The 21,663-nt window shown below is 69.5% G+C and carries 21 protein-coding genes and 1 pseudogene; 10 read left to right on the top strand and 12 right to left on the bottom strand.

What is annotated here, in order from left to right:
- Positions 1–17 precede the first annotated feature (17 nt).
- The gene (locus tag ACRAKJ_RS19895) at positions 18–422 is read right to left on the bottom strand and encodes an NAD-dependent epimerase/dehydratase family protein (protein WP_438925383.1); all 405 of its coding nucleotides are present in this window, start codon (positions 420–422) and stop codon (positions 18–20) included.
- Here ACRAKJ_RS19895 and ACRAKJ_RS19890 point away from each other — a divergent pair.
- The 4 genes from ACRAKJ_RS19890 to ACRAKJ_RS19875 all read left to right on the top strand — a co-directional run bounded on the left by ACRAKJ_RS19890 (position 421) and on the right by ACRAKJ_RS19875 (position 4,350).
- Positions 421–1,215 (top strand): NucA/NucB deoxyribonuclease domain-containing protein, encoded by a 795-nt coding sequence (locus ACRAKJ_RS19890; protein ID WP_438925384.1) that lies wholly within the window; start codon positions 421–423, stop codon positions 1,213–1,215. The two genes, ACRAKJ_RS19895 and ACRAKJ_RS19890, sit on opposite strands and share 2 nt — an antisense overlap.
- Positions 1,215–1,733 carry a hypothetical protein gene (locus ACRAKJ_RS19885; RefSeq protein WP_438925385.1) on the top strand — a complete coding sequence of 173 codons (519 nt, stop codon included), beginning with the start codon at positions 1,215–1,217 and terminating at the stop codon, positions 1,731–1,733. The genes ACRAKJ_RS19890 and ACRAKJ_RS19885 overlap by 1 nt, the downstream gene beginning before the upstream one ends.
- Positions 1,734–1,931: 198 nt before the next feature.
- Positions 1,932–3,476 carry a hypothetical protein gene (locus ACRAKJ_RS19880; RefSeq protein WP_438925386.1) on the top strand — a complete coding sequence of 515 codons (1,545 nt, stop codon included), beginning with the start codon at positions 1,932–1,934 and terminating at the stop codon, positions 3,474–3,476.
- Positions 3,457–4,350 (top strand): phosphotransferase, encoded by an 894-nt coding sequence (locus tag ACRAKJ_RS19875; protein ID WP_438925387.1) that lies wholly within the window; start codon positions 3,457–3,459, stop codon positions 4,348–4,350. The genes ACRAKJ_RS19880 and ACRAKJ_RS19875 overlap by 20 nt, the downstream gene beginning before the upstream one ends.
- Before the next feature lie 386 nt (positions 4,351–4,736).
- Here the strand turns inward: ACRAKJ_RS19875 and ACRAKJ_RS19870 are convergent, their stop codons facing one another.
- A complete protein-coding gene (locus ACRAKJ_RS19870) occupies positions 4,737–4,901 on the bottom strand; it encodes a hypothetical protein (RefSeq protein WP_438925388.1) in 165 nt (54 codons plus the stop codon).
- A gap of 363 nt (positions 4,902–5,264) precedes the next feature.
- On the opposite strand from ACRAKJ_RS19870, the gene ACRAKJ_RS19865 reads away from it, so the two are divergent.
- Positions 5,265–5,540: a tetratricopeptide repeat protein gene (locus tag ACRAKJ_RS19865; protein ID WP_438925389.1), complete on the top strand. Its 276-nt coding sequence runs from the start codon at positions 5,265–5,267 to the stop codon at positions 5,538–5,540.
- Positions 5,541–5,951: 411 nt separating this feature from the next.
- Here ACRAKJ_RS19865 and ACRAKJ_RS19860 read toward each other — a convergent pair whose 3' ends face one another.
- The 4 genes from ACRAKJ_RS19860 to ACRAKJ_RS19845 all read right to left on the bottom strand — a co-directional run bounded on the left by ACRAKJ_RS19860 (position 5,952) and on the right by ACRAKJ_RS19845 (position 11,909).
- Positions 5,952–7,247: a poly(ethylene terephthalate) hydrolase family protein gene (locus tag ACRAKJ_RS19860; protein ID WP_438920375.1), complete on the bottom strand. Its 1,296-nt coding sequence runs from the start codon at positions 7,245–7,247 to the stop codon at positions 5,952–5,954.
- A gap of 103 nt (positions 7,248–7,350) precedes the next feature.
- Positions 7,351–9,351, bottom strand: coding sequence for a glycosyl hydrolase (locus ACRAKJ_RS19855; RefSeq protein WP_438920374.1), 2,001 nt, complete (start codon positions 9,349–9,351; stop codon positions 7,351–7,353).
- Positions 9,348–10,424 (bottom strand): ricin-type beta-trefoil lectin domain protein, encoded by a 1,077-nt coding sequence (locus ACRAKJ_RS19850; RefSeq protein ID WP_438920373.1) that lies wholly within the window; start codon positions 10,422–10,424, stop codon positions 9,348–9,350. Before ACRAKJ_RS19850 ends, ACRAKJ_RS19855 begins: the two co-directional genes overlap by 4 nt.
- Before the next feature lie 78 nt (positions 10,425–10,502).
- Positions 10,503–11,909, bottom strand: coding sequence for a glycosyl hydrolase (locus ACRAKJ_RS19845; protein ID WP_438920372.1), 1,407 nt, complete (start codon positions 11,907–11,909; stop codon positions 10,503–10,505).
- 185 nt (positions 11,910–12,094) lie between these two features.
- On the opposite strand from ACRAKJ_RS19845, the gene ACRAKJ_RS19840 reads away from it, so the two are divergent.
- Complete coding sequence (locus ACRAKJ_RS19840; RefSeq protein ID WP_438920371.1) at positions 12,095–13,090, top strand: extracellular catalytic domain type 1 short-chain-length polyhydroxyalkanoate depolymerase; 996 nt, start codon at positions 12,095–12,097, stop codon at positions 13,088–13,090.
- A gap of 301 nt (positions 13,091–13,391) precedes the next feature.
- Here the strand turns inward: ACRAKJ_RS19840 and ACRAKJ_RS19835 are convergent, their stop codons facing one another.
- Together ACRAKJ_RS19835 and ACRAKJ_RS19830 are read right to left on the bottom strand one after the other, a co-directional pair.
- Entirely contained in the window at positions 13,392–14,525 is a 1,134-nt protein-coding gene (locus ACRAKJ_RS19835) for an ROK family protein (RefSeq protein WP_438920370.1), read from the bottom strand.
- A gap of 51 nt (positions 14,526–14,576) precedes the next feature.
- Complete coding sequence (locus ACRAKJ_RS19830) at positions 14,577–14,936, bottom strand: hypothetical protein (protein WP_438920376.1); 360 nt, start codon at positions 14,934–14,936, stop codon at positions 14,577–14,579.
- Between ACRAKJ_RS19830 and ACRAKJ_RS19825 the strand changes: the two are divergent.
- A pseudogene (locus ACRAKJ_RS19825) lies at positions 14,818–15,304 on the top strand (cation transporter); the annotation flags it as partial. The gene ACRAKJ_RS19830 and the pseudogene ACRAKJ_RS19825 overlap by 119 nt on opposite strands.
- A 189-nt stretch (positions 15,305–15,493) precedes the next feature.
- Here ACRAKJ_RS19825 and ACRAKJ_RS19820 read toward each other — a convergent pair.
- The 4 genes from ACRAKJ_RS19820 to ACRAKJ_RS19805 all read right to left on the bottom strand — a co-directional run bounded on the left by ACRAKJ_RS19820 (position 15,494) and on the right by ACRAKJ_RS19805 (position 18,249).
- Entirely contained in the window at positions 15,494–16,231 is a 738-nt protein-coding gene (locus ACRAKJ_RS19820) for a hypothetical protein (protein WP_438920369.1), read from the bottom strand.
- Positions 16,228–16,647, bottom strand: coding sequence for a hypothetical protein (locus ACRAKJ_RS19815; RefSeq protein WP_438920368.1), 420 nt, complete (start codon positions 16,645–16,647; stop codon positions 16,228–16,230). Before ACRAKJ_RS19815 ends, ACRAKJ_RS19820 begins: the two co-directional genes overlap by 4 nt.
- Entirely contained in the window at positions 16,632–17,258 is a 627-nt protein-coding gene (locus ACRAKJ_RS19810) for a hypothetical protein (protein WP_447009070.1), read from the bottom strand. The genes ACRAKJ_RS19815 and ACRAKJ_RS19810 overlap by 16 nt, the downstream gene beginning before the upstream one ends.
- Before the next feature lie 304 nt (positions 17,259–17,562).
- Entirely contained in the window at positions 17,563–18,249 is a 687-nt protein-coding gene (locus ACRAKJ_RS19805; RefSeq protein ID WP_438920366.1) for a TetR/AcrR family transcriptional regulator C-terminal domain-containing protein, read from the bottom strand.
- A gap of 196 nt (positions 18,250–18,445) precedes the next feature.
- On the opposite strand from ACRAKJ_RS19805, the gene ACRAKJ_RS19800 reads away from it, so the two are divergent.
- Genes ACRAKJ_RS19800 through ACRAKJ_RS19790 form a run of 3 tightly spaced genes read left to right on the top strand, consistent with a single transcriptional unit; the run spans position 18,446 to position 20,988 of the window.
- Positions 18,446–19,240: a DUF4386 domain-containing protein gene (locus tag ACRAKJ_RS19800; protein WP_438920365.1), complete on the top strand. Its 795-nt coding sequence runs from the start codon at positions 18,446–18,448 to the stop codon at positions 19,238–19,240.
- 57 nt (positions 19,241–19,297) lie between these two features.
- Positions 19,298–20,059 carry a DUF4386 domain-containing protein gene (locus ACRAKJ_RS19795; protein WP_438920364.1) on the top strand — a complete coding sequence of 254 codons (762 nt, stop codon included), beginning with the start codon at positions 19,298–19,300 and terminating at the stop codon, positions 20,057–20,059.
- Positions 20,056–20,988, top strand: a complete 933-nt coding sequence (locus ACRAKJ_RS19790; protein WP_438920363.1) for an oxidoreductase — start codon at positions 20,056–20,058, stop codon at positions 20,986–20,988. The genes ACRAKJ_RS19795 and ACRAKJ_RS19790 overlap by 4 nt, the downstream gene beginning before the upstream one ends.
- Positions 20,989–21,663 lie beyond the last annotated feature (675 nt).

Below are 21,663 nucleotides of genomic sequence, written 5' to 3'. Positions count from 1 at the left end.
ACGATCAAGACGACACCTCAGGACCGTCGACAGCTGCCCCAGCCGGAGTCCCCGTCCGCGTCGGGCAGGCACTCCAGCACCGGGGACGACTCGGTCAACGGCTCGATCGGCCAGCCGGCGTAGGCCGACATGGAGGAGACGAACACGTACCGGTCCGCGACCGGCTCCAGGAGGTGGGCCAACGCGAGCACTTCGCGCGGCGCGTACCCGGAGGTGTCGATCACGACGTCCCACGGCCCGTGCGACGCCAGCCGGGCCAGGTCCTCCAGGCTGGTGCGATCCCCGCGTACCACGTGGACACCGTTGGCGTCCTCGCCGTTCAGGCCGCGCCGAAAGGTCGTCACCTCGTGCCCGGCCTCCAGTGCCGCGTCGACCACGGCCCGGCCGAGGAACCAGGACCCGCCAAGTACCAGAGCGCGCATGATCACCATCGTGGCGAACCCCGTCCCGAGGCGGAACGCGGGGCGGACGTCGCCACAGGGGGCGCCTGTCCGCCGAATGGTGGACCCGACCATGCAAACGGGGACACCAACTGTTGGTTATGCCACGCTCGCATCACGTTACAACGATCAAGGGGACTGTGTGGGGACCAAGTCCATAGGCGCGGTGTTACCGCTGGTCGTACTCGCCGCGGCGGCGTTCGTTGTCGCACCCGAGGCGGTCGAATCGGGGCTGGGCTGGCTTGCGGAGGTTAACCCGCTCGCAGGCGGGGTCGAACTCGTGGGCGAGGGGGACGTGCAGTTCATGGTCGCCGCGTCGGCATCGGCACAGGTGGACAAGTGCACGCCCAAGCAGAGTCTGGCCGCACAGGCATGTGACGATCTGAAGTTCGTCGTCCTCGACGCGGCGAAAATGCCGTTTATCACCCGTAACGTCTCCGAAGCGTGGCGTGCCGGAAAACCAGGCGTGCTGACCAAGGATTCCGCCGCCGAACCGGAAAACCGCAAACAGGTCTGCCTTCGCACCTTCCCCCGCCCTCACGGCGGACAATGTGACGAATACCCCTTCGCGAGCACCCGGGAGGGCGGACAAGGCGCACTCGAAATGGAGGTTCCCCCTCGGGAGAATGCCTGCCAAGGGGGCACGCTGCGTGCCCATTACGGTGCGCTCGGGATCAACGACGGCGACAGCTTCCTGGTGGCTATCATCCATCCGACGAAGATTGCTCAAGGCCCTTACACGGGTACCGACATCGCAGAGGAGTCGGCCTGCTGATGAACCAGCCTGCGACGGCGACTAGCCTGGAAGTCGAGATCAGCCACGGCCAGGTCTACATCTACTCGGCCGCTCCCTGGGCGAGCGACCCGGACGGACACAACGCGGTCCTGCGCGCCCTCGACGACGCCCACCGGTCGGGCCGCTACGTCGGCACGTCCGCCGGACTCATCGACCTCGTCACACCAGTGGAGTGGAACTTCACAGCGCCGATGCGGGTCGAGACGTGGGCCGACGAACCCTCGCTCGACGACGCCGATTGGGACCACGTCGTCGACGTGGACCTTGACGTATCGGACGGGATCCTGTCGTTCGAAGGCTCGGGCGGACGACCGCCCATTCCATGCGAAGTGCCCACCGGCAAGTATCGCGCCCGAATCGCCGGCCGCGGCTACGAGCAGGCGACCCAGGGAGTGGACGGCATGGACGATTACCGTATCCAACTATGGAAACGCGATTCAGACCAAGCTCCCACCCTCCGTAAACGCTGGAACGGCTGGGGCGCCTGGCAGCGCTGATTTACACCACCGGTTCGACATTGGCAACGCCAGCATCGCAGGGCGAAGATCAAGCCGACACCTCGGAGCCACCGACGAGAAACCGATCGACATTCAACCCGTCCGACAGCCACACAGACGACACGGACACCAGGTGTACGCACAGCGTCGACACCGACCGTCCAGATGCGCGGCCTGTGCTTGAAGGAGGTGGTCATCGTGGACACCACTGACGCGGTGCGACGCTGCGCCTGTGGCACTCGACTCGCCCGTGACAACCGCACTGACCGATGCGGTCCGTGCACCCGAGCCGGACGCCGCCACCCCGCCGAACCACCCGAGGTCCCCGCCGAGTTCTGGAACCACCCCGACCTGCGCGCCGCCCTGGCCGCCCGCGACATCGGCGCCGTCATCCGCGCCTACCGCAAACATCCCCACCACGGACAGCCCATCCAACAAGCCACCGCCGCAGCCTGGATCAGCCTCTCCTCCACACGCCTGAGCCGGATCGAGAACGGCGAACCCGTCAACGACCTCACCAAACTCACCCGCTGGGCCCAACTCCTCCGCATCCCCCACCACCACCTCTGGTTCCACATGCCCACCACACCACCAGCCGACGCGGCGGGTGGAGTACCGACAGGCGGCAGTCAAGAACCACCAGGCGAAGCGCTGCTATACGACGCTGTTCTACTGGGCGGCCGGTCGATGGAGATGCATCCGGCTGACGCGCGGCAGGCCGACGTGCAGAGGCTGATGTCCGCGGCGGCACAGCGTGCGGTCGACTTCGGCTCGGTGCTGGCGACCGCAACGGCGGACAACCCGGACCTCGACTGGCTGGGAGTCGCGCTGGCGGAATTGGCCACCGCCTACGTCCACACCCCTGCGGTGGATCTACTCAGGCACATCGTCGATGCCCGCGACACCACATTCGCCCTGATCCGGCGGGGTGTACGGCCCCGCCAGCTCCGCGACGCCTATGCCGTGGCCGGGATCGGATGCCTGCTGTTGGCCTCCGCCTCGCAGAACCTCGGCGATCACGCCTCCGCCCGCATCCAGTTGCACACCGCCGAACGCTGCGCCGAAGCCGCTGACAGCGACGCCCTGCGCGTCTGGACGCGTGGCAGCGCTGCCTTGGCCCTGGAATGGAGTTCCACGCCCGCCGCAGCGTTGAGATTCCTCGACTCCGGCTCACTAGACGCGGTAGGTCCTCAGACCATGCGACGCACCGTTGCCCTGGAGGCGCGGGCAAGCGCCCGAACAGGAAACGTCACCCGAGCCCGCGACGCGCTACGGCGCCTGGACGAGTTGGATTCGCTGCCCGAGCAGCACGACGAGGTCAGCGCCTTCGGCGGCATCTTCACCTTCCCCCGAGCCAAAGCAGCCTACTACCGGGCCGGCACGCATGACCTGCTCGGTGACGCCGCACCGGCACGCCGCCACGCAGACGACGCGCTCACCGCCTACGCCGGAGCACCCGAACAGGAACGTTCCTACGGCGATGTGGCACTCGCCCGCGTCGTACTCGCCCACAGCCACCTGCTCGACCGGGACCTCGACGCCGCCTCGGCGGCCTTGCAACCACTGCGGCGACTCCAGCCCGGCGAACGCATCGCACAACTGCCCTTGGCGGTCCATCGCACACGCGGGTTGCTTACCGCAGTCGCAGGCGCTCGACGTGCTCACGAACTGCTCGACGACCTGCTCGACGCACCCACGGCGGTGCGCTCGCTAGATTCGAGGGGTGACCGCACCGCACCCTGACGAGGAACCCACCGAACTCCTGGTGGAGCGCGCCGCCCACGAGCTGGGTCTGGACACCAGCGGACTGCGGCTGCTGCATCAACACGCCACTGCGGTCTACCTGCTGCCGGCTGTCGATGCCATCGCCCGCGTTCACACCGGCGACCCGGCCGCCGCCGCGCGCTCGGTGACGATCGCCAGCTGGCTGACCGGTCGAGGCTTCCCCGCCACGGCCCCGCTGCCAGGCGGCCGACCAATCACCGACGACAGGCGCACCGTCACCTTCTGGACCCATTACCCCCAACCCGGCACGCCTGTCCAGCCCGACCCAGCCGAACTCGGCCATCTCCTGCACGAGCTGCACCGACTGCCGCCGCCCCCGGTCGTCCTGCCCATCTACCGTCCCTTGGCTTCCCTCTACGCGACCATTACCACCGCAGCCTGTCTGACTCCCGATGACCGTGCCTGGCTCACCGACACGGCCAGCTCCCTGCTGGGTAACTACGCCGAACTCGACTTCCCACTCGGCCACGGCCACCTGCACGGCGACGCCTACCCCGGCAACCTGCTCCTCGACACGACCAGTGGTCTGTGGCGGCTCGGTGACTGGGACGAAACCGCCGTAGGCCCGCGCGAACTCGATTTGGCCAACACCTACCAGGGCATCCGCATGGGCCGCACCACCGTCGAGCTGGACCGCTTCGCCCAGGCGTACGGCTACGACCTGCGCGACTGGACGGGCCTGCCGACCCTGCACGCCCTTCGAGACCTGCACACACTTGGTTCTTTCATCCGCCGCACCGACCACGGCGACAGCGAAGCCGCCATCGTGCTTCGTCACCGCCTGCACGTCCTGCGACAGGGCACACCAGCGATGATGTGGCACGACGCTTGACGGGTCCCGGCTCCGGCCGGTGTCGGAACGGATATGGAAGTGGACGACAGGTCGGACACCTCACCGGACGAGCTGCGCGACCGCATGGTCGACCACATCGGCGACGACCGGGCTACAGCCGGGTCCAGACGGCCAAGCTGCTGCTGTTCGCCTTCGTCATGACCGCCGCGACGGCGCTCGACATCACCCAGGTGAAGGGGGCCATTGGACGGGCAGGGGCGGCGGCCGCGGCGGCGCTGACCGGTTCTCTGGGCGTGGTCTCGCTGGCGACCAGGGCTGGTCGAGGGCGATGGCTGAACCCGCTCCTTCCGAGCTGACAACCTCACAGCCACCCGCAGCTTCGCAGGACCACCCCGGTGTCATCCGCGGCGGTCCCACTGCGGACGTCAACCCCCGTTCAGCCGGGTGTACTCGGAGGTCGTTTCACCTTCGAGTACCAGTCGGTCCGCCGAGCAGGTGAAGCTGTCCTCCGCGGTGGTCTTGGTGAAGCTGTTCAGGGTCTTCTCGCTGATCAGGGTTCCGTCGACTTCGCGGCGTCTGGGGATGTCCACGGACGTTATATCCAGGTGGACCGTGCCGTCGTCGGCTTCGTAGCGGTACTCGATCTTTCCGGTGTAGGTGTCCGGTCAGTGAGTGGTCGTTGTACGTCCCGGTTTCCACCACGCCGTCACCGAAGTCCAACGCCTCGGTCCCATCCGGGTGGAAGCTGCGCACGGCACCGGAGCGTTCCATGCGGATGACGATGTCCTCCAGCACGAGGTCATGGGTGCTGGAGTGGATCGCCCCGAGTCGAGTGGAGGCTCTGATACCTGGAAGGGTAAGGAGCTATGGCACCACCGAGGAAGTACTAATCTGAGCTGCGGGAACGCACGGTTCGATTGGTCTTGAGTTGCGTGAGCAGGGCGAACGGACGGGTGGACAGCCTCGGCTACATCGAACACCACAGCGGCCACCACACGCTGTCCGTCGAGCACTACCACCAAGCACTGGCCCTATTCCGCGATCTCGGCTACCACTTCGAAACCGCGAACACCCTCGACGGCCTCGGACACCCTCAAACCGCTCTCGGACACCACGAGCAGGCCCGCACCGTATGGCAGGGATTCCTGCGGCTGTACCGGCAACAAGGCCGTGATGACGACGCCACACGCGTCGAGCAGCAACTCGACCGCCTCGACACCACCCAGTAAACCACGGTGATGCGATGGGCGACACGTACGGCAGTTGGGGGAGGGTGAGGATCAAAGCCTCCGAGCGACCGGGGGGGAACCTCATGTGCCTGCTTCCGCGACCGCCCGGTGTTCGCCCGCCAGTTCAAGGCGGCGGTCTGCCTGACCCCTCCTGCCCGCTACCGCCGCACGACCTCGGCCCGCTTGGCCTAAGCCGGTCCGTTTGCCGGAGAAGAGCCGGCCGTCGGCGGTAGGCCGCTTCGAGGGCGGCGGGGCCCACTTACGGTTCACGAGCCGTTGACGGTGGCGACCGGCGAGCCGATCACCTGCGGTTTCGCCAGTCACGGAGACACGGCGGTGGGGGTGTGGGGTGAGATCTCACCCCACACCCCCGCCCCTACCGCCGCAGCGGTAAAGGCCGATATGCCGCAGTCAGCGGCGGCTCCACTTCTGGTTGCCCTGGCCGTTGCAGTTCCAGGCGTTGACCCGGGTGCCATTGGCCGTGCCCTGGCCGTCGGCGTCGAGGCAGAGGCCGGTCTGGTTGTGCCGGATCGAGCCGTCCGTGCCGTGGGTCCACTTCTGGTTCGCGCCGCCATTGCAGTCCCAGATCTGCGCCTGCGCTCCGGCGGCCGAGCCAGGCGCGAGATCGAGGCACTTCCCGTCGTGGACCCGCAGTTCGGACTCAGCCGTCACCGTCCACACCTGGTTGGCCTGGCCGTTGCAGTCCCAGAGCTGGACCTTCGCGCCGTTGGCCTGGCTCTGCCCGGTCACGTCCAGGCAGCGGCCGGACTGCTGCCCCACGTAGGCGTTGCCGGCCGGCCCGCCGGGGGTGGTCGTCGTGGTCGTGGTGGTCGGCGGAGTGGAGGGCACCAGCGGGCAGGTGCCCTGGTAGGTCCTGATCCCGCTCCAGTTCGCCAGCGGGCACAGGAACTGGGTGTAGCGGGTGTCGCTGTCGACGAACACCTTGATCCACGGGATGACGTTGCGCATCATCGTGGGGTTGTCCGAGGTGGGGAAGGCGTGACCGGCGCCGCCGAGTTCCAGGTACGCCTTCTCGATGCCGCCGGGGATCCCGTTGTAGAGGTTCTGGATGCTCGCGGGCGTGGTGGTGCCGTCGTTCTGCCCGGCCAGGAGCATGGTCGGGACCCGCGTGGTCGTCAGGTTCTGCGACGGGCTGAACGGCGCGAGCCCGACCGCGGTCTTCAACGAGGGGCGCTGGAGCGCCGCGTACATCGCCCCGCCGCCGCCCATGGAGTGGCCCATCACGGCGGTGCGGGTCGCGTCGACCCGGTCGCGCACGGAGCTGCGCTGGGTCAGGTAGTCCAGCGCGGCCAGCAGCTGCGTGCCCCGGGCGGTGTCCCAGTCGTCGCGGTTGTTGGTGTCGATGCCGATCACGACGAACCCGAACGAGGCCAGCCAGTGGCCCATCCACGCACCCTCTGCCGCCCACGTGGCGGTGTAGCCGGGGACGACGGCGATCGCGCCGAACCGGCCCTGGCCGGTGTCCGTCGGGTGGTAGATGGTCCCGCCGCCGAAGCCGTTCCCGGCCGGCACGCCGACCTGGGCCGTGGCGAACGTACCGCGGTTGGCCGACACGCTCGCCGAGGTCGGGTCCGGTCCCCGCTGATAGGGGTTATCCGCACCCGACGCCGGACCCGTCCCGCCCGCGACCGTCAGCGCCGCGACCGAGAGCGTGACGACGGCGAGGACGACGCCGTACCTCGACAACCGACCCGAGACCTGCCTCGGGGGGACGCCCCCGGGTAGCACCCGGGACGCGCCTGCGTCTTGAGCCACAGGTTCACCTCCTGCTGTATGCGGTGGGAGGACTTCACCCCGCGCGGATGTCGTCCAGGACAAGGGAGCCCTTCGTCGTGGCCACGCCGTCGGCCTGGTTGACGAAGACGTTGAACTGGGACAGGCCGCGCAGGTCGTCGGCGGTGATGCGGCGGTGGGCGTTGGCGGTGTCCCACGGCGCGGGGCGCCAGTCGGCGAACGGGATGGTCACGACTTCCGCCTCGGTACCGGCGAGCGAGGGGTACGCCTCGTAGGCGACGCCGCCCGCGTTGAGCTGGAGCACCAGCCTGTGGTTCGAGCCGTCCGGTCGCAACCACAGCGCCAGCCCGCTGTAGGCCGACCAGTCGCCTTCCAGACGCTTGCCGATGCCGGTGTAGGTCTGGAAGGTGAAGTCGTAGTCCAGTTCGAGCGCCTTTCCGCCGTTGTCGGCGGCCAGGGAAATGGTGTTGGCGCCGTAGGTGCTGTAGTCGGCGCGCAGCGCGGTGTCGTCGGGGTGACCCTCGAAATCGTCCACCACGCCCGGTGGCAGCGGCGGCTTGGCACCCAGGATGACGGTGTTGGTCAGCTCCAGTGGCCGCGCGCGGCCGGCGACCGAGGCTCGGACGTTCAACCGGGTCACCGTGTTGGTCAGGTTCTCCTCGCCGATGCGCCAGGTACCGGTGTGGTAGCCGGTGGCGCGGTCGTAGGTGAGCAGGTGCTTCTTGTTCGACGTGCCGACCGTGTAGTAGACGAGCAGCGCCTTGGCGTTGTTGACCTTGACCCGGACCGTGGTGGTGGGCGTGGTCACCCGTTCGCGGTCGGTCGGGGACACGATGTGCGCGGACGGCGCCTGGCGGACGGCCTTGGTCCGGCGGTCGAAGACGCGGTCGAGTTCGGCGGCGAACACCGAGTACGAGTCGGCGTGGAAGGCGCGGAAGTCCGGCAGCAGCTCGTGCTCGGGCAGGTCGCCGGCAGCCGGGTGGGGCACGAAGAACTGCTCGGGGCCGAAGTTGGTCCACGTCATCGCGTAGGCGGTCCGGCGGGCGTCCGGGTCGGCCTTGATGGCGTCGAGGACCTGCGTGTACCAGTGCAGGTTGCCGTTCTGACCGTTGGGCTTGAGCGCTCCGCTGATGCCGTACTCGGTGGCGGCGGAGACCTTGCCCTTCCCGTCCGCGATCCGTGCGATCATGGCCAGGTCGGCGACCAGGCCGTCCAGCCACTGCTCCGAGCCGTTGCTGCCGTCGTAGTTGTCGTAGCCGAACACGTCCACGTAGTCGTCACCGGGGTAGGTGCGCATGTAGACGTCGCTGACGCCGCCGTAGGAGCCGCCGGGCGAGTAGGCGTAGAGGAAGTTGTGGACGTCCTCGGTGTCGCGCAGGTACTCCACGGTGTAGCGCCACAGCTCGACGTACTGCGAGGCCGAGGCGTGCGCCGCGCCCCACCAGAACCACGAGCCGCTGTTCTCGTGGAACGGCCGGAAGATGACCGGGATGGGGCGACCGCGGTCGTCGGTGATCGCGTGCGCCAGGCGGGCCACCCGGTTGAGGTAGGCGCGGAACTGGGCGTTGTGATCGCCGCCGGGCAGGATGCGGGCGACCACGTTGCCGCTGGTGTCGCCGTAGTTGCCGCCGGTGACGAAGTTGTTCATGTGGGCGCTGATGGTGTTGATGCCGCCGACGCGGTGGGCGGCCTTGACCAGCTGCACGTACTTGGCGAACTTCTCCTCCGGTGTGCCGGGTGAGGAGCCGTAGCCCTGGTCGCTCATGTCCCAGCCGAACACTGCCGGGTGATCCCCGACCCCGGCCTCCACGTCGGAGTTGACGCCGTCTGCGGTGGCGAAGGTGAGGCCGAACTCGGTGGTCTGCTGGTGCCCGAACAGCACGCCCCGCCCGCGCTGTGCGCGCAGGTAGGCGAACAGCGAGCGGGTTTCCGGGGTCGCCTTCTCGTCGACCACCCGCACGTCGACGGGCCGGTCGCCGTGCGCGGAGGCGGTGGTGGGCGCCGCCACCGCCAGCGCGGCGGTGACGGCGACGACCAAGGCGACGAGGCGCCTCACCGGCGGGTCCACTTCTGGTTGGCCTGCCCGTTGCAGTACCAGGAGTTGACACGAGTCCCGTTGGTCGTGCCTTGGCCGTCCGCGTCCAGGCACAGGCCGGTCTGGTTGTGGCGGATCGAGCCGTCCGAGGCCGGCGTCCACTTCTGGTTGGCGCCGCCGTTGCAGTCCCAGATCTGCGCCTGGGTCCCTGCGGCGGAGTTCGGCGCCAAGTCGAGGCACTTGCCGTTGTAGACGCGCAGCTCCGAGGCGCTCGTGGCGGTCCAGCGCTGATTCGCGCCGCCGTTGCAGTCCCACAGCCGGATCAGCGCCCCGTTGGTCTGGCTGGCGCCGGAGACGTCCAGGCAGCGGCCGGACTGCTGCCCGACGAAAGCGTTGCCGGTCGTGGGGGTGCCGGAGGTGAGTGCCGCGGTCAGGACCGGGTACCAGCGCGCCTCGATCTTGCGGATGCCCGAGTCGTTGGGGTGCACGCCGTCGCCGGTGTCGGTGGAGGTGTTGAAGCCGCTCCACTGGTCCACCACGGTGATCGGCGACTGGGACGTCGTGTTCGCCCTCGCCCAGCCGGGGATGGCGTTGTTGAGGTCGACCACGCGCTGGTAGCAGGCCGAGCAGTTGGCCGGGGTCATCGGCAGGATCTGCGCGACGAGGACCTTCATCGACGGGTTGCTCGCGCGCATCTGCCCGAGCAGCTTGGTATAGGCGCCCAGGATGGTGCTCGCGGGAATGTTGCTCCATACGTCGTTGGTGCCCAGATGCATCAGCACCACGTCGGGTCGGGTCGCCGACAACCAGCCCGGGAGCTGGTTCTGGTCCGCGATCCGGGTGGCGAGGAACCCTCCGTGCCCCTCGTTCTCCCCGTCGTAGGCGAACCCGCAGCCCGGCGCGGGCAGCGTGCCGACGAAGTCGACGTCGGTGTAGCCGGTGTTGCGCAGGTGCTGCCACAGCAGGGCGCGCCAACAGCCCGGCGACCCGGTGATCGAGTCACCCAGGGCCATGATCCTCGTCGGCGAGGCCGTCGACGCCTGCGGGACCATCAGGGACAACGCGGCCAGCACCGCGACCAGCACACTGCTCACCAACGAGCGTGTTCTCATGGCAGACCTTCCGAGCGAAGCGATGATCTTGTTCGTCGTCCGGGGACGTCCGGGCGGCGGTTACCTCAGGTTGGGCAGCTCGTCGCGGGTGACGACGTAGCTGTGGTTGTAGACCTTCCGCAGGTGGCTGATCGAGTTGCTGACGGTGAGGTGGTTGCCGTGCCAGGTGCCGAACAGCACCCAGCGGGTGCCGGTGGAGACGAGCCGGTCGGGGTCGGGGATGGGGCCGTTCTCGTGCAGCGCGATCGGCACGGACGTTCCGACGATGGTGCGCACGGCGTTGTACATGGCGTTCTGCGGGTCGTAGTTGCCGTCACCGGCGTAGGTGTCGGCGCCGCCGATGTCCACGACGGGCTTCCCGGGGTAGAACGACGCCTGCGGCTGGCCGTTGTAGCCGTGCAGCCACACCAGGTTGTTCAGCCCCTTCACGCGGGTGAAGTAGTCGAACGTGAAGTTCCACAACCGGTTGTACTGGCCGCCGCCCTCCTTGCTCCACCAGAACCACGTGCCGCCGGCCTCGTGGAACGGCCGCCAGATCACCGCCGCGCCCGCGTCCTCCAGCTGCTGGAGCATGGCCGCCGACTGGTCGAGCCGGTCGGTGAACGAGCGGTGCTCGGCCGTGCCCGGCGTCAGCACGGCGTTGATCGACACCTGCATCTGCGTGCCCTCGTAGGTGTCGGGCTTGGTCGGCGCGCCCATGTGGTAGCCGATCATCGGGATGCCGCCGGCCTGCCACCACGCGATGGCGCGCGGCGCGAGGTCCTTGGAGTCGCCGAAGTCCAGCGCGCGGATCGCCGGGTACTTGCCCGTGTTGGTGCGGATGTGGTTGATCTCGTGGTCCGGGCCGCCGATCCAGGTCGACTCCTGCTGGCCGGAGATGATGTGGTTGCCGTACTGCGAGTACAGGTAGCAGAGCAGCTTGCGCGCCTGCGGCGTGGGGTTGGGCGTCACCGGGTCGACCGAGCAGGCCGGGTCGGGGCCCGGACCGGTGCCGGCGCGGAACTGCTGGTTGGCTTGGCCGTTGCAGTTCCAGGTGTTCACGGCGGTCCCGTTCGCGGTGGCCTGGTTGTCGACGTCCAGGCACAGGCCGGACTGGGTGGCGGTGATGCTGCCGTTCGGGTTGAGCCGGAACTTCTGGTTCGCGCCGCCGTTGCAGTCCCAGGTCGCCAGGCGGGTGCCGGCGGTGGTGCTGCCGTTGGGCACGTCCAGGCACTTGGAGCCGTTGAAGACCCGTAGTTCGCCGGAGGAGGAGAACTCCCAGCCCTGGTTGGCGCCGCCGGTGCAGTCCCAGATCCGCACCGGCGCGCCGTTGGCGGTGGAGTTGCCCGTGACGTCCAGGCAGCGGCCGGACCCGACGCCCACCAGCGGAGCGGGAGCGGCCTGCGCGGGGGTGGTCGCCATCATCAGCGCCGGGGCGGTCAGCGCCAGGGTGAGCAGGGCTCTGCCCAGGCGTGGTGGTGTACGCATCCGATCTCCTTTGATCATCGCGGACGAGGCGGAGCAGGAGCAGTCCAGAGATTGTTAGGTTCGTGACGAAACAAAGTCAAGCCTTCGAGTCCCACCGAGACGCCACCCTTGACTTCGTTTCACCGGAAACTTAACAATGATTCGACCAGGTCGACCGCGCTCATCGACGAGACAAGGCGGTTCGGATGGCACACCGCAGCTCATCGAGGGTGGCGGCGGTCTTCGTCGCCCTGCTCGCCTGCCTGGTGGCGCCGATGGCCACCCCCATGGCCCACGCCGCGTCATTGCATGAGGTCGGGGACTTCGGCGATAACCCGAGCGGGATCAGGATGTTCGTGTACGTGCCGGACAACGTGGCGGCCAGACTCGCCGTGGTGGTCGGCGTCCACTCGTGCCACGGCAGCGCGCAGGACTTCCACGCCGGCACGCAGTACGCCTCACTGGCCGACCGGTACGGACTCATTGTGGTCCACCCGTCGGCCGTCGGCTCCGACAGCTGCTGGGACGTCCACTCCCCCACCGTGATCAAGCACAACGGCCGCGGCGACGCCCAGGGCATCGTCTCGATGGTCGAGTACGTGCAGCAGCGCTACAACGGCGACCCGGGCCGCACGTTCGTCACCGGCCACTCCTCGGGCGGCACGATGACCAACGTCCTGCTCGGCTCCTACCCGGACGTGTTCCAGGCCGGCGCGTCGTTCGCGGGCGTGCCCTTCGGCTGCTTCGCCGGGTCGAACCCCTGGCACACCGACTGCGCCGAGGGCCGCGTCAACAGGACCCCGCAGCAGTGGGACGACCTGGTGCGCGACGCCTACCCCGGCTACAGCGGACGGCGCCCGAGGGTGCAGCTGTGGCACGGCACCGAGGACAACGTGCTGCGCTTCGCCAACTTCGGCAAGGCGATCGAGCAGTGGACCAACGTCCACGGCGTGAGCACGACGCCGACCTCCACCGAGTACAACACCCAGCGCAGCACCTGGACCCGCACCCGCTACGGCTCCCGGGTCGGGGCGATCAAGGAGCAGGGGCAGCCGCACAACCTCCGGATCCTCGCCGACGAGGTGCTCCGCTTCTTCGACCAGCAGACGGGCGGCGGCACCTCACTGGTCGGCGCGCAGTCCGGCCGATGTCTCGACGTCGCGTCGGCCAGCCGCGCCAACGGCGCCGCGGTGCATCTGTGAGACCGCAACGGCGTCGCCAACCAGCAGTGGACTTCCACGGCGAGCGGTGAACTGCCGGTCTACGGCGACAAGTGCCTCGACGCCACCGGTCAGGACACGGCCGTCCAGATCTGGTACTGCAACGGGCAGACCAGCCAGAGGTGGGTCCGGCGCTGAGGGCAGCGGGAATCGCCGAACCTCGCGGACGGTCGCCGCTCCCGTTCTTCTCGCGGTCGTCAGCGCGGCGGTCGTCAGCGCGGCGGTCGTCAGCGCGGCGGTCGTCAGCGCGGCGGTCGTCAGCGCGGCGGTCGCCCGGCGCCCTTCAGACCGCGCCGGTGATCGTCTTCCTGATGGCGAGGGCGGCTGCCGAGCGGGCCCACTCGCCGAAGTCGAACGACCGCACGTCGAGGTCGATCAGCGCGAGGTCGTCCTCGTAGGTGTCCTCGATGCCCTTGCGCACCACCGGCGCGGTCAGCTCGTAGAGCGGCAGCCCCTCACCGGTGAGCAGGATCTTCTGCGGGTCCAGGAAGTTGGCCGCGGTGCCGATGAGCACGCCGAGCGCGTAACCGGAGCGCTCGAACACCTCCCTGGCCCGCTCATCACCGGCGCGGACCCGTTCGACCGCCTCGTCGTAGGTCGGGGAGCCGTCGAGCTGCCGGAGGATCACGTGCGTCATGAGGAAGCTGGAGGCGCAACCCCGGTGGCCGTAGCCGCAGTGCGGGCCGTCGGGGTCGACGCGGATGTGGCTGAACCGGGGAGGCAGGCCGTGCGCGCCCTCGACCAGCTTGCCGTCGACGACCAGGCCGGTGCCGACCCCCGCGCCGATGGTGATGACCACCATGGACGTCGTCCCGGCGCCGGCGCCGAACCAGTGCTCGGCCGCCGTGAGCGCCTGCACGTCGTTGTCCACGGCGGTGACCACGCCCGTCACCTCGGTCAGCCGCGGCCCCAGCGGCACGTCGGTCCAGTCCAGGAAACCGGCCTGGGCGACCACGCCCGCCCGCACGACACCGCCGAGGATCACCCCCAGCCCGGTCAGCCCGGGGAACCGCGCCGCCACCTCGGTGATCGCGTCGACCACCTCGTCGGGGTCGCGGCCGGGCAGCGGCTGCTCGACCTCGTCCACCACCGTCGCGGTCAGGTCGGTCACCACGGCGAACAACCGGTCGGCGGTGAGCTTGACCCCGAGGAACCGGTGCGACGCGCCGTGCACGTGCAGCATCTCCGAGGGCCTGCCGGTGGTGGAGCGCAGCTCCGTGGCCCCCTCCACCAGCAGCCCTTGCGTCACCAGGGACTTGGTCACGCGGGACAGCGTGGGCCGGGACAGCCGCAGCCGGTCGGCGAGTTCGCTGCGCGACCTGGTGCCGTGGACGAGCAGCTCCAGCAGCACGCCGCGTCCCGCCTCGGTGAGGTGTGGCCAGGACGGTGCGGTGCGGACACGACTCCCCCGGGACACCCCCCGAAGATACCTCCCCGTGCCGGGTGTCCCACGCCACCACACGACCGTTCACAGTCGGCACGATCCGCGCCAGCCACAAACGGTCGCCGAGGTGTCGGGCGTCAACCCTCTTGAGAGGCCTGTCCAGTTGCCATAGCCCAACAGGTGCAGACGCGCCTCGCCGCACACGTGCCCCTCCCGGTCACACAGACCCAGCGGCGCCAGGTGCGCGAGGGCGGGCCGGAACCCGATGCACCGGCTGACGGTGTCGGCGGCGGCCAGGACCTGGCGATCCATCAGCTGGGCGGTCACCGCGCTGACCGGCTTCGGCCTGGACTCCGTCATCGAGGTCGCCTCGGCCACCGCGGTGGCCTGGCAGTTCTCCGGCGCCGACCCCGACAAGCGCGAACGGACGGCGTTGAAGGTCATCGCCGTGTCGTTCTTCGCCCTGGCCGCCTACGTCACCGTCGAATCCGTGCACTCCCTGCTCGGCACGGCCGAAGCCGGACACTCCACCGCGGGCATCGTGCTCGCGGCGGTGTCACTGCTGGTCATACCTCATACCGTTCCTGTCGACCGCACAACGCCGCACCGGACGCGAACTGGGCTCGGCCAACGCCGTCGCCGACTCCAAACAGACCATGCCGTGCACCTACCTCTCCGGCGCACTGCTCGTCGGCCTGCTCATCAACTCACTGTTCGGCTGGTCCTGGGCCGAGTCGATCGTCGCCCTGCTCATCGCCGCCGTCGCGGTCAAGGAAGGACGCCAGGCCTGGCGCGGCGAGCACTGCTGCTGAGATCGGCAATTCCGAACGGCGTCGACCCGGAATCCTCGAGGCCGTCACATCGGGACGTCCCGCGACTCGGACTCGATCATTGACGACTCGGGCACCGTGGCCGCCACGACCTGGTCCATGTCGGGGTACAGGTCGAACCCCGACCGGGTTGGCGACCTCCCGCTGGCCCAGCAGTACACGGTCTCGTCGTCAGAACCGGCCTGACCGCAGCCGACCCGCGTAGTCCACGAGCGTCATGTGATCGGTCGGGTATCGCGCCGCCCACGCGGCGGCCCCTGCCTCGGCAGCGTCGATCAGCACTGCGGCCCGCCCGGGCTGGGAGGCGAGGAGATAGCTTTCGGCGAGGAGGAGCATCGCCGATGCGGTGGTCGGGTGATCGCCGAGCACGCGCTCGGCCCGCCGGACGTTCTCCTGCTGCCGTGCCAGCGACTCGAACTGCCGGCTCCTCGCCCACAAGCGCAGCGCCCGGTCGGTGCGGAGCGCGAGGTCACGCGCGTGGTCGGGTACGACGAGCAGAGCCGCTGCCAGGGTGCTGCCCGCGCCGACGAGCGCGATGAACGGGCCGACGGTGACGTGGACGTCGATGCCGGGTTCGGCGCCGATGGAGTTGATGTCGAGCAATGCCCAGGCGCCGGCGAACAACGCAGCTCCGATGAGCACGTTGCGGTGCACCGGCCGTGCCCGGTACCGGATCAGCACGAACGCCACCACCGCGACGGCGATACCGGCGACCGCCGCCGTGAGCGCGTCGCCGCCGGCCAGGTGGTACCGGTCGCCCACGGTCGGGTTCCGGCCCGTTCGCGGACCGAACCCGACCGTGGGGTCGTCCACTCCCGGCCCGCCCGCCCACGGGATCACAGCACCGATGATCAGCAGCACCGCACCGAACACGGTCAGCGCGGCCACCGCGTTTTTCCGTCGGCTCACCAGGCACCCACCGTGGAACTGGCCCAGGTCTGGTAGAGAAGGATGCCCAGGGTGGGCGCGAGCGGCACGGCCAGCGGGGACAGCACGAGCGTCCCGATCGCCGCCCACCTGGTCGTGCGCAGCGCGCGGGCGACCATGACGAGCAAGCCCGGTCCGAGCAGCGCCAGGGTGATCGACGAGAGCAGGACCCGGGTCGGGCTGTCGCCCGCGACCGGGAAGAGGAACCCGAGCCACGAGTCGTGGACGAGCCACCCGACGCCGCGCACCAGCGTGAGCAGCACGTTGAAGAGAATCACCAGCGGGACGGAGACGAGCAACAGCAGCACCAGGTCGTCGTACTTCGGAGGTGTGCGACCTGCCTCGAAAGTGGCCTGGGCGAGTCGTTCGCGCTGTTCGTCGGTCAACCCGTCGTCCATCGACTCGGCTCCTCGAATCGTCGGCGCGCCCGCTCACGGCCCCGGTAGGTGACGATCCAGAGCACCGCACCCGCGAGCGACAACAGAAGCCGCCCCCAGCCCGCGGTGACAGGTTCGACATCAGGACCGACGGCCAGTCGGGTGGCGCCGCCCAGCGGTGTCGACACGGTGTACTCACCCGCGGGTATCTCCGCGGCCAGGATCGTCGCGGCGCTCCACCGGCCGTGCTCGTCGGAACGCAGGTAGGTGCGGGAGGCCCGCTCCAGCCGGGCGGGGTGGGGATTGAGGGTGACCGGCGGGTCGATGGCCACCACCACACCGGTGTCCCTGAGCGCGTGCAGCCCTTCCAGAGCGGTGTCGACCAGGTACGACGCCTCGGCGCCGATCCGGCGTTCCACCCAGAGAAGCCGGACGCCGCTTTCCGGGACCACGAGCCGCGCCGGAGCCGAGGAGTCCACCCGGAGGTAGTCGGCGACGGCTCCGGAAAGCCGGGTGTGAGCATCGAACAGGGGCGCTGGTACGGACAGGAACCCGCCGAGCCACAGCGCGACGGCGAGGGTGAAGCACCACCGGGGTGGTCCGGTGGCGATGAAGGCCCTGGCGACGGACACCCGGTTGCGCCTCTCGAGCGTGACGGTCGGAGCGGCCGGAAGGTCGTCCGGGCCTGGCGCCCTCACAAGACCGCACGTGTGCGACGACCACAACGCAGGATTGCGGGGTGGCCGGTTCACGTTAGTCACGTGGTGATCGAGGTGGTGAGCCACCGACGGAAGCCGGGGCCCGTGGACCGAAGTGCCACCACCGAAGCCCCGGGTACCCGATCAATCCGTTCGGGAGACAAAGCAGCCGCTACCACCATGCAATGAACAGCCGTCCTCCGTACTCCTTCCGGGTGTACGCCGGCTCCCGCTTCGGTCACCGTCGGGCGCCAGCGGCGGTGATGCCGTCGAGCAGTCGGTGCAGCCCCCAGAGGTACTGGTCGGTGGAGATGTGGTCGGCCATGGTGGTGGCCGCCGCGGCCGACAGCGGGTAGCGGTCGGCGGGGATGGCGGAGAAGGCACCCCGCCTGCGGGTGATCCGATCCGCCTCCGGCGGCAGCGGTCCGTGGCCGTCGACGTCGGCTATCTCCAGGGCGATCGAGCCGAGCACGTGGACGACGACCAGGTAGGAGGCACGCGCGGCGTCGGCGGGGTCGAGTCCGGCGTCGGCGAGGACTTCGAGGAGCCGTTCGTTCAACGCCAGGGCATGGGGGCCGTCCAACGGCCCTCCGATCAGCAGGGGCACGGCGCCCGGGTGCGCCGAGATCCGCTGCCTGAGCTCCAGTGCCAGTGCCTCCACCCGCAGCCGCCACGGCTGGGAGCGGTCGGCGAACACGTCGTGGTCGACCTCGCCGAGCAGGCGGTCGACGATCGCCTTGACCACGGCGGCCTTGTCCGGGAAGTACGTGTACACCGCGTTGGGGGCGACCTCGACCCTGGCGGCGATGCCCCGCACGGACGCCGCAGCGGGTCCTCCCTCGTCGAGCAGGTCCAGTGCGGCGTCGAGGATCTCGTCCTCGGTGAGCGCCCGCCGGGGGCCGCGACGGCCTCTCTTGACTGACACGGCCATGAGCGTGCGTGCCCTTCCCTTGACTTCGGTCCGGACCAGGAACAGGATTTGTACAGCGTACAAAATACCGCTCCCGTTCGGGAAGTCGACGACGCCGGGAATATCCGGCGGCGCCCACGTCGCGCCCGCACGTCCTTCCCGCCACGACGACCTCGTCGGGCGACAGCACACTCTCCCGTGAGGAGATCCGATGACGCCCGGTGCCCGGACACCGCCCGCACCACGGCAGACCGGGGATGGCTCCATCGCCGCCGCGCCCGTGACGGCGGCGACCCGCTCGATCCGTAACGCCGCGATCGCGGCGGGGACAGGCCTGCTGCTGATGGCGGCTCTGGCCGGCTTCGCGAAGGTGTTCGTCCTCGACGGGCTGCTGACGCGCGGGGACGCGGGACGGACGGCGGCGGGCATCACGGAGTCCGGCACCCTGTTCCGGCTCGGTGTGACGAGCCTGTTCCTGGTCGTCGCGCTCGACGTGGTCGTGGCCTGGGGGCTGTACCGGGTGTTGAGCGCGGTGGACCGGAACACCTCGATGGTCGCGGCGGCGTTCAGGCTCGTGTACGCGGGTGTCTTCATGGTCGCGATCGCCCGGCTGCTGGGGGCGGTGCGCCTGCTCGGCGACGGCGACCACCTCGGGGTGTTGAGCGTGGATCAGCGCAACGCCCAGGTGATGCTGGAGGTCGACGCGTTCTACGACCTCTGGGCGGTCGCACTCGTCCTGTTCGGCGCGCACCTGGTCGTGGTCGGCTACCTGGCGCACCGCTCGGGCTTCATGCCGAAGGTCCTCGGCGCGCTGGTGGTCATCGCGGGACTCGGCTACCTGGTCGACAGCTTCGGCGTGATGCTCACCCCACACCCCTGGCCCGACATCGCCACCTACACGTTCGTCGGCGAGTTCCTGCTGGCGCTGTGGCTGGTGATCCGAGGTCGCCGCCTCACCGCGGGCGCACTTCGGCGGCGCGAAGACCCGGTCACCACCGCGCGATGACCGCGACCCGACGTGACGACCGCTTCGACCCCTACGACCGGACATGAGGCCACCCCGATGTCAGCACCGGAAAGAGCGCACCCGCCCACCACCACCGCCCCGACGACACAGCGAGCCGGGCCGACGACGGCGTCCACCAGGAAGACCGCCGCGCTCGTCGGACTGCTCTTCCTCACCGCCACCGTCGCGTTCATCTTCGCCGACACGCTCAACTCCGGTGTCCTGGACCGGCCCGACTTCCTGGCCGGCGCGTCCGCGCAGACCACCGCGCTGGCCACCGGCGCGATCCTGCTGGCGGGCCAGTTCGGGGTCGTGGGGATCGCCGTCCTGCTGTACCCCCTGCTCAAGCGGCACGGGGAGTCCCTGGCCCTCGCGCACGTGGGTTTCCGCGTCGCCGAACTCGCGGCGAGCCTGTTCTACCTGGCGATCCCGCTGCTGGTGATCGAACTCGGCGCCGGGCTGCGCGACGGCACGGTCGACACGTCCGTCACGACGGGCCTCGAAGCGCTGCTGCGGGCGCAGTACGGCGTGGCCATCCTGATGATCTACCTCGTCACCACCGCCGCCGGCATGTGCATGACCACCCTGCTGTACCGGTCGAGACTGGTCCCCCGGTGGATCGTGCTGTTCGGCGTCATCGGCTATCCGGCGTTGCTGGCGGGGTGCGTGCTGGACGTGTTCGGCGTCCTCGACGTGACCGCGGGCGTCGGGATGATCGCGTTGGTCCCCGGCGGCCTGTTCGAGTTGATCCTCCCGATCTGGCTGTTCACCAAGGGCTTCACCTTCCCCGATCGCGACCGGGCGGACTTCGGGTCATGAGCGGGTGGACGTTCGACGACATCCCCGACCAGACCGGCCGCACGGCGGTCGTCACCGGCGCCAACACCGGCATCGGCTTCGAGACGGCGCGGATGCTCACCCGCAAAGGCGCCGACGTGGTGCTGGCCTGCCGCAACCCGGACAAAGGACATGCGGCCGTGCGGGCCATCCGCGCCGACGCCCCTTCGGGAACCGTGAGGTTCGCGCTGCTGGACCTGGCCGACCTCGACTCCGTTGCCGCGTTCGCCGACGCGTTCCGGGCGGGCGACGACAGGCTCGACCTCCTCGTGGACAACGCGGGCGTCATGGTGCCGCCGCCCACCCGCACGAAACAGGGCTTCGAGCTGCAGTTCGGGACCAACCACCTCGGTCACTTCGCCCTCACCGCACAGTTGTTCCCACTCCTGGAACGGACACCGGGATCGCGGGTCGTCGTGGTCTCCAGCATGACGCAGAACACCGCGCTGATCGACTTCGACGACCTCGACTGGAAGCGCCGCCGGTACGAGGCCGGCAAGGCCTACGGGCAGAGCAAGCTCGCGAACATGCTGTTCGCGCTCGAACTGCACCGCCGCACCGGGGCCGGACACCCGCGGGTGACGGCCGCCCACCCCGGCTGGACCGCGACCGACCTCGGACGCACCGCGGGGGCCTTGGCCCGGTTCGTCAGCCCACTGGTCGGGATGAAGCCGCACGACGGCGCACTGCCCACGCTCCGCGCCGCCACCGACCCGGACGCCGAAAGCGGCAGCTACTGGGGCCCGACCCGCTTCTTCGAGCTCAAAGGCCCTCCCGCCCGCGCCCGGATCTCCGCACGCGCGAAGGACACCGCCGCGGCCCGGCGACTCTGGGACGACAGCGAGAAGCTCACCGGTGTCACGTTCGCCTTCACCCCACCCGGTGACGCTCCGGCCCGAGGACCGGCGTAGCGGACCGACCCCAACGTCAAGCAATGCCCAAGTCCACCACCGGGAAGCGTGCCAGCACACATACCGGCGCTCCGGACGATTCCGATCGCACGCGAGCGATCATCCCTGGAACCATGAAGGGACAGCGATGCCGACCTGGATCTACGCAGTCGTCTTCTGCGCAGTCGTATTGCTCGTGGGATACCTGGTCGACCGGCGTTCCCGCGCCCAACGGGCAGGATTGGACGTGCCCGCCGACACCAGGGGGCGATCGGGCGCCGACACGACTTCCCGGGCACGACTCGGCCCGCACGGGGCCGGCGGCGCCGATGGTGTCACCAATGGCTCCTACGGCGGTAACGACAGCAACGGCTGACCGGTCCTCCACCGCGCTGGTCCTCCACCGCGGTCGGGGCCCGCCGGCCCGATCGACCCGCCATCGCGACCGCGTACCAGCGACGTCCTTGCACGCTTCCGGCAGTCCCGCCGACCACGGACGCCGTTCAGGGCCGCCGCGCCACCGCCGTCCGGTGAGCGGGTCGACATCACGACCACGCCCTGGCTGCCCTACACCGGCAGCCCCACCACGGCGCGTTCTCGTCGACTCCGGCAGCGGCCCCGGCCGGGCGGCCCCGGACGTGTTCCCGGACACCGGTCGGACGGTGGTCGTCCTCGGCAACCGCGACACGAGCACCC

Source organism: Saccharothrix sp. DSM 118769 (genome assembly GCF_052936295.1).
Note: the sequence above shows the minus strand (reverse complement) of the source record. Positions and strands in the feature narration are given on the sequence as shown.